Origin of the sequence: Streptomyces sp. NPDC057854 (assembly GCF_042797055.1) — a bacterium.
GTDB lineage: Bacteria > Actinomycetota > Actinomycetes > Streptomycetales > Streptomycetaceae > Streptomyces.
In genome coordinates this window covers 1-13,185 of record NZ_JBHVMF010000014.1, presented here as the reverse complement: position 1 = coordinate 13,185, position 13,185 = coordinate 1, and the positions used below count along the sequence as shown (strand labels likewise).

Annotated in this window: 15 protein-coding genes; 8 read left to right on the top strand and 7 right to left on the bottom strand. The window is 73.5% G+C overall.

Annotation, left to right across the window (positions count from 1 at the left end; translation table 11 throughout):
- Positions 1-110: 110 nt before the first annotated feature.
- Positions 111-362: a hypothetical protein gene (locus ACFVQZ_RS20685; RefSeq protein WP_383624627.1), complete on the bottom strand. Its 252-nt coding sequence runs from the start codon at positions 360-362 to the stop codon at positions 111-113.
- Complete coding sequence (gene mca, locus ACFVQZ_RS20680; protein WP_030497206.1) at positions 355-1,236, bottom strand: mycothiol conjugate amidase Mca; 882 nt, start codon at positions 1,234-1,236, stop codon at positions 355-357. Before mca ends, ACFVQZ_RS20685 begins: the two co-directional genes overlap by 8 nt.
- Before the next feature lie 98 nt (positions 1,237-1,334).
- On the opposite strand from mca, the gene ACFVQZ_RS20675 reads away from it, so the two are divergent.
- On the top strand, positions 1,335-1,736 hold the full coding sequence (locus tag ACFVQZ_RS20675) for a DUF4307 domain-containing protein (protein WP_030497205.1): 402 nt from the start codon (positions 1,335-1,337) through the stop codon (positions 1,734-1,736).
- Between the two features lie 189 nt (positions 1,737-1,925).
- Complete coding sequence (gene greA / locus ACFVQZ_RS20670; protein ID WP_030497204.1) at positions 1,926-2,423, top strand: transcription elongation factor GreA; 498 nt, start codon at positions 1,926-1,928, stop codon at positions 2,421-2,423.
- Positions 2,424-2,517: 94 nt separating this feature from the next.
- On the opposite strand, the gene ACFVQZ_RS20665 is transcribed toward greA, so the two are convergent.
- The 3 genes from ACFVQZ_RS20665 to ilvA all read right to left on the bottom strand — a co-directional run bounded on the left by ACFVQZ_RS20665 (position 2,518) and on the right by ilvA (position 5,704).
- Positions 2,518-3,366: an ABC transporter permease gene (locus tag ACFVQZ_RS20665; RefSeq protein ID WP_030497203.1), complete on the bottom strand. Its 849-nt coding sequence runs from the start codon at positions 3,364-3,366 to the stop codon at positions 2,518-2,520.
- Positions 3,363-4,400, bottom strand: coding sequence for an ATP-binding cassette domain-containing protein (locus ACFVQZ_RS20660; RefSeq protein WP_383624621.1), 1,038 nt, complete (start codon positions 4,398-4,400; stop codon positions 3,363-3,365). The genes ACFVQZ_RS20665 and ACFVQZ_RS20660 overlap by 4 nt, the downstream gene beginning before the upstream one ends.
- Positions 4,401-4,474: 74 nt before the next feature.
- Entirely contained in the window at positions 4,475-5,704 is a 1,230-nt protein-coding gene (gene ilvA, locus ACFVQZ_RS20655) for a threonine ammonia-lyase (protein ID WP_383624618.1), read from the bottom strand.
- 145 nt (positions 5,705-5,849) lie between these two features.
- Here ilvA and ACFVQZ_RS20650 point away from each other — a divergent pair, with 145 nt between their 5' ends.
- Both ACFVQZ_RS20650 and ACFVQZ_RS20645 read left to right on the top strand, forming a co-directional pair.
- Entirely contained in the window at positions 5,850-6,347 is a 498-nt protein-coding gene (locus ACFVQZ_RS20650) for a MarR family transcriptional regulator (protein ID WP_030497200.1), read from the top strand.
- Between the two features lie 81 nt (positions 6,348-6,428).
- On the top strand, positions 6,429-6,620 hold the full coding sequence (locus ACFVQZ_RS20645; RefSeq protein WP_030497199.1) for a DUF1059 domain-containing protein: 192 nt from the start codon (positions 6,429-6,431) through the stop codon (positions 6,618-6,620).
- A gap of 61 nt (positions 6,621-6,681) precedes the next feature.
- Here ACFVQZ_RS20645 and ACFVQZ_RS20640 read toward each other — a convergent pair whose 3' ends face one another.
- On the bottom strand, positions 6,682-7,836 hold the full coding sequence (locus tag ACFVQZ_RS20640) for a cystathionine gamma-synthase (protein WP_030497198.1): 1,155 nt from the start codon (positions 7,834-7,836) through the stop codon (positions 6,682-6,684).
- A gap of 72 nt (positions 7,837-7,908) precedes the next feature.
- On the opposite strand from ACFVQZ_RS20640, the gene ACFVQZ_RS20635 reads away from it, so the two are divergent.
- From ACFVQZ_RS20635 to msrA, 4 genes are all read left to right on the top strand, one after another.
- A complete protein-coding gene (locus tag ACFVQZ_RS20635; protein ID WP_030497197.1) occupies positions 7,909-9,015 on the top strand; it encodes a hypothetical protein in 1,107 nt (368 codons plus the stop codon).
- Between the two features lie 139 nt (positions 9,016-9,154).
- Positions 9,155-10,741, top strand: a complete 1,587-nt coding sequence (locus ACFVQZ_RS20630; RefSeq protein ID WP_030497196.1) for a M48 family metallopeptidase — start codon at positions 9,155-9,157, stop codon at positions 10,739-10,741.
- A gap of 75 nt (positions 10,742-10,816) precedes the next feature.
- Positions 10,817-11,920, top strand: coding sequence for a hypothetical protein (locus ACFVQZ_RS20625; RefSeq protein ID WP_383624612.1), 1,104 nt, complete (start codon positions 10,817-10,819; stop codon positions 11,918-11,920).
- An 83-nt stretch (positions 11,921-12,003) separates the two neighbouring features.
- Entirely contained in the window at positions 12,004-12,663 is a 660-nt protein-coding gene (gene msrA, locus ACFVQZ_RS20620) for a peptide-methionine (S)-S-oxide reductase MsrA (RefSeq protein ID WP_030497194.1), read from the top strand.
- A gap of 71 nt (positions 12,664-12,734) precedes the next feature.
- Here msrA and ACFVQZ_RS20615 read toward each other — a convergent pair whose 3' ends face one another.
- Complete coding sequence (locus ACFVQZ_RS20615; RefSeq protein WP_383624609.1) at positions 12,735-13,085, bottom strand: DUF1330 domain-containing protein; 351 nt, start codon at positions 13,083-13,085, stop codon at positions 12,735-12,737.
- Positions 13,086-13,185 lie beyond the last annotated feature (100 nt).

Genomic DNA, 13,185 nt, shown 5'->3' with positions numbered 1-13,185 from the left:
GCGTAGGGCTGCGGCGCTCTTGCCGGCCTTTTCCGGCCTTTTTTGGGGGGGCCCCCCCCCCCCCCGGCGGCCCGCCCGCCCCGCCCCCCGGGGCCGGTGTGCCGTCCGGGCTAGGAGGCGGCGGGGGCCTTCCCGGCCTTCTTCCCGCCCGCCGCCCCGGCCTCGGCCGGGGCGTCCGTCTCCTCGAAGGAGACGCGGTTCATGTGGCGGTTCATCGACTTCATCAGCGCCCAGACCGCGAGGGCCAGGGCGGCGAAGACGACGAAACCGAGGACGCCCGGCGTCACCTTGTTCTTGTCCAGCTCTTCGGCGGCGAAGGGGACCAGCTGCGTCAGTGCGAGGTGTGCGCTCATGTCAGGCATTGTCGCGGATGCCCGCGAAGAGATCTTCCTCGGGGAGGGAGGTCGGCACCAGCGACTTGCTGAGCTCGTACTCCTCCGTCGGCCAGACCTCCTTCTGGAGGGCCAGCGGGACCCGGAACCAGCCGCCGTCGGGGTCGATCTGGGTGGCGTGGGCGATCAGCGCCCGGTCGCGGGTCTCGAAGAAGTCCGCGCACGGCACGAACGTGGTGAGCGTCCGCTCCTTGCGCTCGAAGTCGCTCCAGCGCTCCAGCCACTCGCCGTACGGGGACTCCAGGCCCCGCTCCAGCAGGGCGTTGTGCAGCGCCTCGGTGCGCGGCCGGTTGAAGCCCTGGTTGTAGTAGAGCTTCTGCGGCTGGTAGACCGGGCCGTACTCGGCCTCGGGGTACTTCCCGGCGTCGGCCGCGCCGTCGAAGGCCACCATCGTGATCTTGTGGGTCATGATGTGGTCGGGGTGCGGGTAGCCGCCGTTCTCGTCGTAGGTCGTGACGACCTGCGGGCGGAACGCGCGGATCTTGCGGACCAGCTCGCCGGCCGCGTGGTCCACGTCCTCCAGGGCGAAGCAGCCCTCGGGCAGCGGGGGCAGCGGGTCGCCCTCGGGGAGGCCGGAGTCGACGAAGCCGAGCCACTCCTGCTTGACGCCCAGGATCTCCCGGGCCTCGTCCATCTCCTTGCGGCGGACCTCGTGGATGTTCTCTTCGATGGAGGGGTCGCCCTGGAGCTTGGGGTTCAGGACCGAGCCCCGCTCGCCGCCCGTGCACGTCACCACCAGGACGTCCACCCCCTCGGACACGTACTTGGCCATGGTCGCCGCGCCCTTGCTCGACTCGTCGTCGGGGTGGGCGTGAACGGCCATCAGTCGCAGCTGCTCAGTCAAGACTCGATCCTCAGTGATTCGACGCGGAGGGTGGTCTCTATAGTGACGGAATCGGGGGGAGGAAAATTCCGCCGCCCCCGTGCCGAGAGGACCGATACATGAGCGCCGTGCGAGAGCAGCCGCCCGAGGGGCGCTACGGGCGCTCGGCGGACGAGCGGGCCGACCGGAAGCTCCGGATCGCCGGAGCGGTGCTCGGCACGCTCTTCGTGGCCATGATCGGCTGGTTCGGCTGGCACCACGTGGTCGACAGCAAGATCAGCGCCGAGATGATCAAGTTCGACGTGGTGAGCGACACCGAGGTGCAGGTGCACCTGGAGATCCGCAAGGACCAGGGCGTCGAGGGCGTGTGCACGCTCCGCTCCCGCTCCGAGGACGGCGCCGAGGTGGCCCGCAAGGACGTCACCGTGTCCGAGCCGGGGTCCCGCGTCGACCGCGTCTATACGCTGCGGACGACCGCCCGCGCGACCAGCGCCGAGCTCATGGGGTGTACGGCGCGGTAGCGGTGGGTAGGTGAGGGGGAGCGAGTCCCGGCGGGTCGCCGCGGTGACCTGGAGCGACGCCATCCCGATGGCTTATGTCCTCCCGCTTTCCGCCACTCATTGTTAGGCTCGTGCTTTCGCCCACCCGGGACGCGACGTGTCCCGGCGTAGGGCGATGCTTTGTATTCCCAGTACCTACGAGGAGCACCTGTGACCCAGACCAGCGACAACGTCACCTGGCTCACCCAGGAGGCGTACAACAAGCTCAAGGACGAGCTTGAGTACCTGTCTGGTCCCGCGCGTACCGAGATCGCCGCGAAGATCGCTGCCGCGCGCGAGGAGGGCGACCTTCGCGAGAACGGCGGGTACCACGCGGCCAAGGAGGAGCAGGGCAAGCAGGAGCTCCGGGTCCGCCAGCTCACCCAGCTGCTCCAGAACGCGAAGGTCGGCGAGGCCCCGGCGGACGACGGCGTCGTCGAGCCGGGCATGGTCGTCACCATCGCCTTCGACGGCGACGAGTCCGACACGATGACCTTCCTGCTGGCCTCCCGCGAGTACGCGAGCGACAAGATCGACACGTACTCGCCGCAGTCGCCGCTCGGCATCGGCGTCAACGGCAAGAAGGCCGGCGACGACGCGGAGTACGAGCTCCCGAACGGCAAGAAGGCCATGGTCAAGATCCTCAGCGCCAAGCCCTACACCGGCTGAGCGCTCCCCCGTTTTTCCGTACGCCGAAGGGCCGGTCCCCCCGTGGGACCGGCCCTTCGGCGTACCCGGCTCTCCGGCCTCTCCGGGGCTCCGCTCAGGCGGAGGCGGAGCGGTACTTGCGGACGGCGAGGGTGCGGAAGACCACGATGATCAGCAGCGACCAGAGGAGCGAGGCCCACACCGGGTGCTGCATGGGCCAGGCGTCGGACTGGACGACGCCGGGGTTGCCGAAGAGCTCGCGGCAGGCCTGCACGGTGGCGCTGAACGGGTTCCACTCGGCGATGGGCCGGATCCAGTCGGCCATCTGGCTGGGGTCGACGAACGCGTTGGAGACGAAGGTGACCGGGAAGAGCCAGATCAGGCCGCCGGAGGTGGCCGCCTCGGGGGTGCGGACGGACAGGCCGATGAGGGCGCCGATCCAGGAGAAGGCGTAGCCGAGCAGGAGCAGCAGGGCGAAGGCGCCGAGCGCCTTGGGGACGCCCTCGTGGATCCGCCAGCCGACCAGGAGGCCGACGACCGCGAGGACCACGACGGTGAGCGCGGTCTGGACGAGGTCGGCGAGGGTGCGGCCGGTGAGGACGGCGCCGCGGGCCATCGGCAGCGAGCGGAAGCGGTCGACGAGGCCCTTGCTCATGTCGTCGGCGATGCCGGCGCCCGCTCCGGCGGTGGCGAAGGTGACGGTCTGGGCGAAGATGCCGGCCATCAGGAAGTTCCGGTAGACGACCGGGTCGGTGTCGCCGCCGACGCTCATGGAGCCGCCGAAGACGAAGCTGAACAGGATCACGAACATGACCGGCTGGATGAGCCCGAAGATGACCATCTCCGGGATCCGGGTCATGCGGATGAGGTTCCGCTTGGTGACGACGAGGGAGTCCGCGATCGACTGGACGATGCCGCCGCGGGGCGCGGGGACGTGCGGGGCGGTGTCGGTGAGGGTGCTCACGCGGCGGGCTCCTTCCGGTGCGTGCGGCCCCGGTCGGCGGGCCGGCCGGCACCGGTGCCGTCCTCGTCGTCCTGCTCGCGGGCGGCGGCGTGGCCGGTGAGGGAGATGAAGACGTCGTCGAGGGTGGGGCGGCGCAGGCCGATGTCGTCGATCTCGACGCCGACGGCGTCCAGGTCGCGGATGACCTCGGCGAGCAGCTTGGCGCCGCCGGTGACGGGGACGGTGAGCCTGCGGGTGTGGTCCTCGACGGCGACGTCGTCGAGGCCGCGGGCGCCGGGGCCGTAGCGGGCGAGGACGGCGCGGGCGGGGCCGAGGGCGTCGCGGTCGTGGACGACGACCTCGACGCGTTCGCCGCCGGTGCGGGCCTTGAGCTGGTCGGAGGTGCCGCGGGCGATGACCCTGCCGTGGTCGACGACCGCGATGTCGTGGGCGAGGTGGTCGGCCTCCTCCAGGTACTGGGTGGTGAGGAGGAGGGTGGTGCCGCCGGAGACGAGTTCCTTGATGACGTCCCACAGGGCCTGCCGGTTGCGGGGGTCGAGGCCGGTGGTCGGCTCGTCCATGAACATCACGGGCGGGGCGACGACCAGGGCGGCGGCGAGGTCGAGGCGGCGGCGCATGCCGCCGGAGTACGTCTTGGCGGGGCGGTCGGCGGCGTCGGCGAGGTGGAAGCGCTCCAGGAGCTCGTCGGCGCGGGCCTGCGCGGCCCGGGCCTTCATCTGGTAGAGCTGCCCGACCATCTGGAGGTTCTCGCGGCCGGTGAGGTATTCGTCGACGGCGGCGAACTGGCCGGAGAGGCCGATGGAGCGGCGGACCTCGTTGGGGTGGGCGAGGACGTCGACGCCGGCGACGGTGGCGGTGCCGCGGTCGGGTCTGAGGAGGGTCGTCAGGACCCGTACGGTGGTGGTCTTCCCCGCTCCGTTGGGGCCGAGCAGACCGAGGACGGTGCCCTCGGGCACGTCGAGGTCCACCCCGTCCAGTGCGGTGACGTCGCCGAAGGTCTTCACCAGTCCCTCGGCGTGGATCGCGCCTGGCATGTCCACCCTCCTGGATCATTTCGGGCATTTCTGCCGATCCTAGGACAGTGGGGCCGGGCCCGCCCCGGGACGGCTCAGACCAGGACCGTGTACCCGGCCTCCCGCAGCGCCCCCTCCACCTCCCGGCAGTGCTCCGGGCCCTTCGTCTCCAGGTGCAGCTCCACCTCGACCTCCGTGAGCCCGAGCCGCGGATCGGTCCGCACGTGGCTGACGTCGAGCACGTTCGCGTCCACCACCGTCAGCACCGCCAGCAGCGTCGCCAGCGCCCCCGGCCGGTCCGCCACCCGCAGCCGCAGGCTCAGGTACCGGCCGGCCGCCGCCATGCCGTGCCGCAGGATCCGCTGGAGCAGCAGCGGATCCACGTTCCCGCCGGACAGGACCGCGACGACCGGGCCCCGGAACGACCCGGGGTCGCTCAGCAGCGCCGCCACCGGGCTCGCCCCGGCCGGCTCCACCACCAGCTTCGCCCGCTCCAGGCAGAGCAGCAGCGCCGACGACAGGGCGTCCTCGGAGACCGTGCGGACCTCGTCGACGTACTCCTGGACCAGGCCGAACGGCACGTCGCCCGGCCGCCCCACCTTGATCCCGTCGGCCATCGTCGCCGGCGAGTCGACCACCACCGGGTGCCCGGCGGCCAGCGACGGCGGATAGGCCGCCGCGCCCTCCGCCTGCACGCCGACGATCCGCACGTCCGGCCGGACCGACTTCACCGCGAGGCCGATGCCGGCCGCGAGCCCGCCGCCGCCGATCCCGACGACGATCGTGCGGACCTCGGGGCACTGCTCCAGGATCTCCAGCCCGACCGTGCCCTGGCCGACGATCACGTCCGGGTGGTCGAAGGGGTGGATGAAGACGGCGCCGGTCTCCCGCGCGTGGTCCTGCGCGGCGGCCAGCGTCTCGTCCACCACGTGCCCGTGCAGCCGCACGTCGGCGCCGTAGTCGCGGGTCGCCGCGACCTTCGGCAGCGGCGCCCCGACCGGCATGAACACGGTCGCGTGCACCCCGAGCAGCCGGGAGGCGAGCGCCACGCCCTGCGCGTGGTTGCCCGCCGAGGCCGCGACCACCCCGGCCGCCTTCTCCTCCGGCCGGAGCCCCGCGATCCGCACGTACGCGCCGCGCAGCTTGAACGACCCGGTCCGCTGGAGGTTCTCGCACTTGAGCAGCACCGGCGCCCCGACCAGCGCGGAGAGGTGCCGGCTGCCCTCCAGGGCGGTGGTCCGGGCGACCCCCTCCAGCATCCTCTGCGCCCCGCGCACGTCGTCGAGCATCAGGCGGTGCAAGGGGTGTCGCGTACCGAAGGTCATGACCCAAGTCTCGCAGCTCACCGGCCCCGCGGCCGCGCGGGCCGCGAGGCCGCGACGGGTTTGCGCACGGCCGGTACGGAGCCGTGCCCGTCCGCGTACTCTGTCCCCCACACCGACCACCCCCGCACGAGAGAGCCCCCCAGCCATGCCCCCTTCTCCGGACATGACGACTGAGCTTGACCCCGGTCTCCTCGATGCCCTCCAGCACCAGGTGGCCGTCTTCGCCCGCCGGGCCGAGCAGACCCGCCTCGGCGGCACCGGCCAGCTCCGCAACTCCATGGACCGCGCCGCCTACCTCCTCCTCAACCGCCTCGACCAGGAAGGCCCGATGGGCGTCAAGGCGCTCGCGGCGGGGATGGGCATCGACTCCTCGACCGTCACCCGCCAGGTCGCCCCGCTCGTCGACTCCGGCCTCGTCAGCCGCGCCTCGCACCCCGAGGACGGGCGCGCCGTCGTGCTCCAGCTCTCGCCGCGCGGCCTCGACCGCCTGGAGGAGGTCCGCTCCTCGCGGCGCACGCTGATGGCCGAGGTCACGGAGGGCTGGACGGAGGACGAGCGCGCCTCCTTCTGCTCGCTGCTGACCCGCTTCAACGACGCGCTCTCCGCCCGCCAGGCCGCCGCCGGTTCCCCGCAGACGGGCTGACCGCCAGGGGGTCGCCGGGCCGCGAGGACGGTCCTAGCCTGGGAGAAGGGGTCGGTCGGAACAGCGTCGCAGGAGGCCGACATGACCAGGAAAGCCGCCGACTGCCGGGACACGCCGAGCGTGTCGGGCTGCTCGCTCTACATCTCGGGCGAGGAGGAGGAAGTGGTCCGCGCCGCCACCGAGCACGCGATCTCGGTGCACGAGCACGCGGACTCGCCGGAGCTGCGGGCTGAGGTCCGCGCGAGCCTGAAGGACCCGCTCCCGGGGACCTGAGGCACGGGACGGGCCCGGGTACGCGATCGCCGTACCCGGGCCCGCCGCTGCCGCCCCTGGGCTAGCCCAGCGCCTCGCGCAGGTCGGCGATCAGGTCGTCGGCGTTCTCGATGCCCACCGACAGGCGGACCAGGTCGGCCGGGACCTCCAGGGCCGAGCCGGCGACGCTGGCGTGCGTCATGCGGCCCGGGTGCTCGATCAGCGACTCGACGCCGCCCAGGGACTCGCCCAGCGTGAAGAGCTTCGCCCTGTCGCAGACGCCGACCGCCGCGTCCTCGCCGCCCTCGACGCGGAAGGAGATCATGCCGCCGAAGGACCGCATCTGCTTGGCCGCGATCTCGTGGCCGGGGTGCTCGGCGAGGCCCGGGTAGAGGACCTGGGTCACCTTCGGGTGGCGGGTCAGAAAGTCCGCGACCTTCGTCGCGTTCTCGCTGTGCCGGTCCATGCGGACGGCGAGGGTCTTGATGCCGCGCAGCACGATCCACGAGTCGAACGGCCCGGCCACCGCGCCCATCGCGTTCTGGTGGTACGCCAGTTCCTCGCCGAGACCCGCGTCGGCCGCGATCAGCGCGCCGCCGACGACGTCCGAGTGGCCGCCCATGTACTTGGTGAGCGAGTGGACGACGACGTCCGCGCCGAGCGCCAGCGGCTGCTGGAGGTAGGGCGAGGCGAAGGTGTTGTCGACGACGAGCTTCACCCCGGCCTGGCGGGCGACGCCGGCGACGGCCTCGATGTCGGTGATGCCGAGCAGCGGGTTCGACGGCGTCTCGACCCAGACGAGCTTCGTGCGGTCGTTGATCGCGCCGCGCACGGCCGCGACGTCCGAGGTGTCGGCGACGGAGAAGTCCACGCCCCAGCGCTCCACGACCTTCGCGAAGAGCCGGAAGGTGCCGCCGTACGCGTCGTTCGGGATGACGACGTGGTCGCCGGGGGCGAGGAGCGTGCGCAGCAGGCAGTCCTCGGCGGCCAGGCCCGACGCGAAGGCGAGGCCGCGCCGGCCGCCCTCCAGCGCTGCCAGGTTCTCCTCCAGGGCGGTACGGGTCGGGTTGGCGCTGCGGCTGTACTCGTAGCCGCCGCGGAGCCCGCCCACGCCGTCCTGCTTGTAGGTGGACACCTGGTAGATGGGCGGGACGACCGCGCCGGTCAGCGGGTCGGCGGTGTTGCCCGCGTGGATCGCGCGGGTCTCGAAGTTCTGGTGGCTGTGCTGGTCGCTCATGGTCAGGAGCGTAGTGCCGGGCGGGGCCCGCCGCCGCGATTCGTCCACGGCGGCGTCCTGGACAATGGACGCATGGAGATTCTCTGGTTCCTGATCGCCCTGGGCCTGCTCTTCGGCGTCCTCGGCCCCTATGTGCTGCGCCGGCGCGGCGGCGGCATCCGGCAGGTCGCGCCCGGCACGCCCGACGCGGCCGACCCGGAGGCGTACGGGTTCGTCCGGCAGGAGGAGCTGGACGTGCGGCTGCCCGGCCCCGACCGGGATCTCCTCGACGTCCTCGACGTCGTGCAGGCCACCCAGGACTGGCGGGCCGCGTCGCAGCTGCTCGCCGGCACCGGGAAGGACGGCGAGGTCCGCTGGCAGCGCGTCCAGGCGTTCGCCGGCGCGGCCTCCCTGGAGCTCGCCGAGAGGCCCGGCGCGGGCGGGGCGTGGCTGCGGGCCTGGCGCTCGGACGCGCCGAAGGACGCGGGCGCCGCCGCGGTGCACGCGGAGTTCCTGGTGCAGCAGGCGTGGCGCTCGTCGGCGGCCGGCTCGGACGACTTCCGGATCATCCTGGAGGAGGCGCGGAAGGTCGCCGAGGAGGCGGCGCTGCTGGCCCCCGGCGACCCCGTCCCGTACATCACGCAGCTGGCGGTGGCCCGCGGACTCGGGTACAGCCACGAGCAGTTCGACCAGGTGTGGGCGAAGGTCATCGACCGGGCGCCGCAGCACATGGGCGCGCACCTGGCGGCGCTGCACTACTGGTGCGAGAAGTGGCACGGCTCCCGCGAGGAGGCCGACCACTTCGCGACGACGGCCGCCGCGCGCGCCCCGCACGGCTCGCTGCTGGCCGCGCTGCCGCTGTTCGCGGTCTTCGAGCACGTGCCGGACGTGGTGCTGGTGCAGGACTTCTACCGCACGGCGGTGGTGAGCAAGGCGATGGAGGGCGCGCTGTACGCGGTCCACTCGGCCCGCCCCGACGACCCGATGCTGGCGCACGTGCGCCACCTGCTGGTCTGGTTCCTGGTGCGCGGCGAGCGCTGGGCGGAGGCGATGCACCAGCTGGTCCGGGTCGACGGCCACGTCGGCGCCCTGCCGTGGACGCTGAGCGGCGACCCGGCGGCCGAGTACACCCTCCACCGCAACCTGGCGGTGGCCGGCTACGAGGCCAACGGCGGCAGCCCGGCGACCCTGCGGCACTGACACCCGGGCGCGCGGGGGCGCCCCTTTTCCCGGTGGACGGCGTACCGGCGCGTAGGCGATACTCCGCTTCCCCCCACATGTTCTGACCTGCCGTTCCGCCGTTCTCCGGCGCCCTTTTCCCGTGGGGGGACTCTGCCCGATGGGCGCGACCCTGCGCGCCGTGCGCGCGCTCGCACTGCTGTCCGGTTTCCATCTGCTCGGCCTCGGCCTGCTCGCGGTGCTCGGCGCCGTCGACTGGGCGGTCTGGGTGTGGGCGCCGGCCGCGATCAGAATCAAGATCGTCTTTGTCTCGCTGCTGCTCGCCGTCCCCGTGATCCGGGGCATGTTCATGCTGCGCACCCCGCCGCAGGACGAGCCCGGCGGCCTCCTCGTCACCGAGGCCGACGAGCCCCGGCTGTGGGCGACCGTGCGCGAACTGGCCCGTGAGGTGGGCACCCGCGCCCCCGACGAGATCCGGCTGACCGCCGACGTGAACGCCGCCGTCAGCGAGGACGCCCGCTTCCTCGGCATCGCCGGCGGGGTCCGGCGGCTCTACGTCGGCCTGCCCCTGATGGCGGGGCTCGACGAGGCCGGGCTCCGCGCGGTCCTCGCCCACGAGCTGGGCCACTACGCGCACGCCGACACCCGCCTCTCCGCGCTCACCGTGCGCGGACGCGTCCAGGTCGCCCGCATGATCGACGTCTTCCACGCCAAGGCCGACGACAAGGTCGCCAAGGAGCGGGCCCGCCAGGAGCGGAAGTCCGAGAAGCGGCTCGCCCGCGGCAGGAAGGCCAAGGAGGTCGACACCACCGGCGCCGGCGTCACCTACCGCACCATGGCGAAGATCTACACCGCCTACGGCCGGCTCTACCTCCGGGCGACCCTGGCCGGCGCCCGCCGCCAGGAGCTCGCCGCCGACCTCGCGGCGGCCCGGATCGCCGGCCGCGACGCCACCGCGCGCGCCCTGCGGTCGATCCCCGCGATCGACGCGGCGCACGACGTCCACCTGTCCTCGTACGCCACCCTCGGCACCGAGTTCGGCCTGCTGCCGCCGCGCGGCGAGGTGTTCGGCGGCGTCCGCCACCTGCTCGCGGCCCGCGCCGGCGAACTGTCCGAGCTGTGCGAACAGCTCCCCGACGAGCCGTCCTCGCCGTACGACTCGCACCCGCCGGCCGCCGAGCGGGTCGCCCGGATCGAGGCGCTGCCCGACGACGGCCGCGGCGCCGAGACCCCGGGCCCCGCGCTCGGCGTGCTGGCCTCGCCGCAGGACGCCCTGGCCGCCGTCGAGGACGTGTCGCTGACGCCGGAGGCGCTGCGGATGCGGCGCCTGGACTGGCCGGACCTCGTCCACGAGGCCATGAGCGCCCGGGTCGCGCGGAGCGCCGAGGAGCTGCGCGCGGCCGCCGGCGGGGCCGCGCTCCCGGCGGTCCTCGACGCCGTCGACGCCGGCGCCGCCTGGGAGATCGCCGGCCGGCTCCCGAAGTCCGACGAGGCCGCGGCGGCGACCGGCCGGGCCGCCCGCGAGTTCGCGCGCCCCGCGCTGCGCCGGGGCCTGTCCGCGATGGTGACGGACGAACTGCTCCGCTCCGGCCGGGCCCGCTGGGAGCTGTCCTGGTCCGGGCCGGCGACCCTGCGCCTCCCCGACGGCGCGGCGGACGCCCTCCCGGCCGCGCTGGACGCCGCGACCGCCGACCGCCCGGACACCGCCCCGCTGCGCGCCCTCCTGGCGCCGGCCGCGACGCACTGACCCCGCCCACCCCTCGTACCGCTCCCCTCGTACCGCTCCCCTCGTACCGCTCCCCGGAAGGAAACCCCCCACCCCATGCCCCGTCTCATCCCGCTGATCGTCATCGCGGTCGCGGTGTACTTCTGGATCAAGTCCCGCCGGGCCGCCCGCTCCGGCGGATCGGGCGACTCCGCCGCGGCGCACGCCGACGCGGCGGCGCGGCTGGGCCTGCTGCCCCCGGACCGGCTGGACACGGAGAAGGCCGCGCCCCTGCCGGCCGACCGGGTCGCGGCCACCGAGGCGGTGCGCGCCGGCGACTGGCGGGCCGGGGCCGCGTACGTGGAGGCCGCCGGGCGCGACTGGTACGCGCGCACGGCCCGGATCGGCCGGATCGCGCACGAGGCCGTGGAGGACGACGCCTGGCTGCGCGCGTGGCGGGAGGAACGGCCGGACGACCCGACCGCGGCGGCCGTGCACGCGAGCGCGCTGGTGTACCTGGCGTGGGAGATCCGCGGCTCCCGGCAGGCCAAGCACACGACCGACGAGCAGTTCGCGTCGTTCCACCGGGTCCTGGCCGACGCCCGCGCGGCGTTCGCGCGCGCCCAGGAGCTGGCGGGCGACGACCCGAGCCCGTTCATCGGCGAACTGCCGCTCGCGATGGGCCTCGGCTACTCCCACGACGCCTTCGAGGCGATCTGGGCCGAGATCGAGAAGCGCGACCCGGTGAACTACCTGGCGTACTCCAGCGGCCTGCAGTACTGGTGCGCGAAGTGGCGCGGCTCGCACGAGCAGGCGCTCGCCTTCGCCCGGCGGGCGGCGGACCGGGGCCGGCCGGGCGACCTGATGGCGCTGTTCCCGCTGGAGGCGTACTTCGAGCAGGAGACGTACGAGTCCGATCTCGACCCGCAGGAGTTCTACAACCGTCCCGAGGTCGTCGCCGCGGCGGACGCGGCCCTCGCCGACCTGGCGGAGGCCGTACGGGTCCACGGCTCCGGCGACCCGCGCGTCGCGGAGACCCGGCACATGCTGGCCTGGGTGCTGTACTGGCAGGACCGCTACGAGGCGGCGTTCGAGCAGTTCCGGGCGGTCGACGGCTTCATCGGCTGCGCGCCCTGGACGTACGCGGGCGACCCGGTGCGCCGGTACGTGAAGGCCCGGGACTACACGGCGGCGAAGGTGCGGAAGGCGCGCGAGGTGTGACCGGCGCGGCGGGCCCGGCGGGGAATCCCCGGCGGGCCCGCCGCGTTGTGCGGACTGCCCCCTTCGCCGAGGAGAGATGCCGCATGTTCCTGTCCCGCACCCCCGTCCTGCCCGAGCCGGAGCAGGCCCTGCGCGGCCGTCCGGAGCCCGGGTTCTCCGTGCCGGAGCGCCACACGGTGCTCGGCAACCCGCTGGCCGGCCCGTACCCGGAGGGCCTGGAGGTCGCCGACTTCGGGCTCGGCTGCTTCTGGGGCGCCGAGCGGAAGTTCTGGCAGACCGACGGCGTGTGGACGACGCTCGTCGGCTACCAGGGCGGCTACACCCCGAACCCGACGTACGAGGAGGTCTGCTCGGGCCTCACCGGGCACACCGAGGTCGTCCGGGTCGTGTTCGACCCGTCGAAGGTGTCGTACGAGACGCTGCTGAAGGTCTTCTGGGAGGCGCACGACCCGACCCAGGGCTTCCGCCAGGGCAACGACGTGGGCACCCAGTACCGCTCCGCCGTCTACACCCACTCCCCCGCCCAGGCGGCGACGGCGGAGGCGTCCCGCGCCGCGTACCAGAAGGTGCTGACGGGCTCCGGGTACGGCGAGATCACCACGACGGTGCTGCCGGCGGACGAGCGCCCGTTCTACCCGGCGGAGGCGTACCACCAGCAGTACCTGGACAAGAACCCGGCGGGTTACTGCGGCATCGGCGGCACCGGTGTCTCGTGCCCGATCGGGGTCGCGAAGGCCGGGTAGCCGTCCGCGGCCGTAACCGCCCCTGAGCCGTTCACCTCACAGCAGGCCCCGACGGCTCAGGGGCGGTTCCGTCATGCCGCCCGGCCCGCCCGCAGCAGCGCGGCGGTCGCCGCGGGGTCGTAGCCGGGGGCGACGCCGTCGATCAGCTGGAGGTCGCCCGCCAGGTGACGGGCGCGCAGCGGGATCAGCTCCTGGTAGGCGGCGGAGTCGTACCAGCGGCGGGCGTGGTCCATCGAGGGGAAGCCGACGAGGACGATCGAGGTGGGCCACTCGCCCTCCTTGACGTCCCGCTCGGGCGCTCCGTGGATGAGGAAGCGGCCGCCGAAGGGGTCGAGCGTGGACTGGACGCGCTCCATGTACCACAGGACGTCCTCGTGGAGGTCGGCCGTGGGACGCAGGGCGGCTATCGCGTAAGCGGTCATGGGGACAGCTTCCCGGAGCGTGCCGTGCGGGTCGATGACCTCGGAGGTCATGCCCCGGCACGGCGAGGTACGGCAGCGGCGCCCGCCCCCTGCGTGGGGG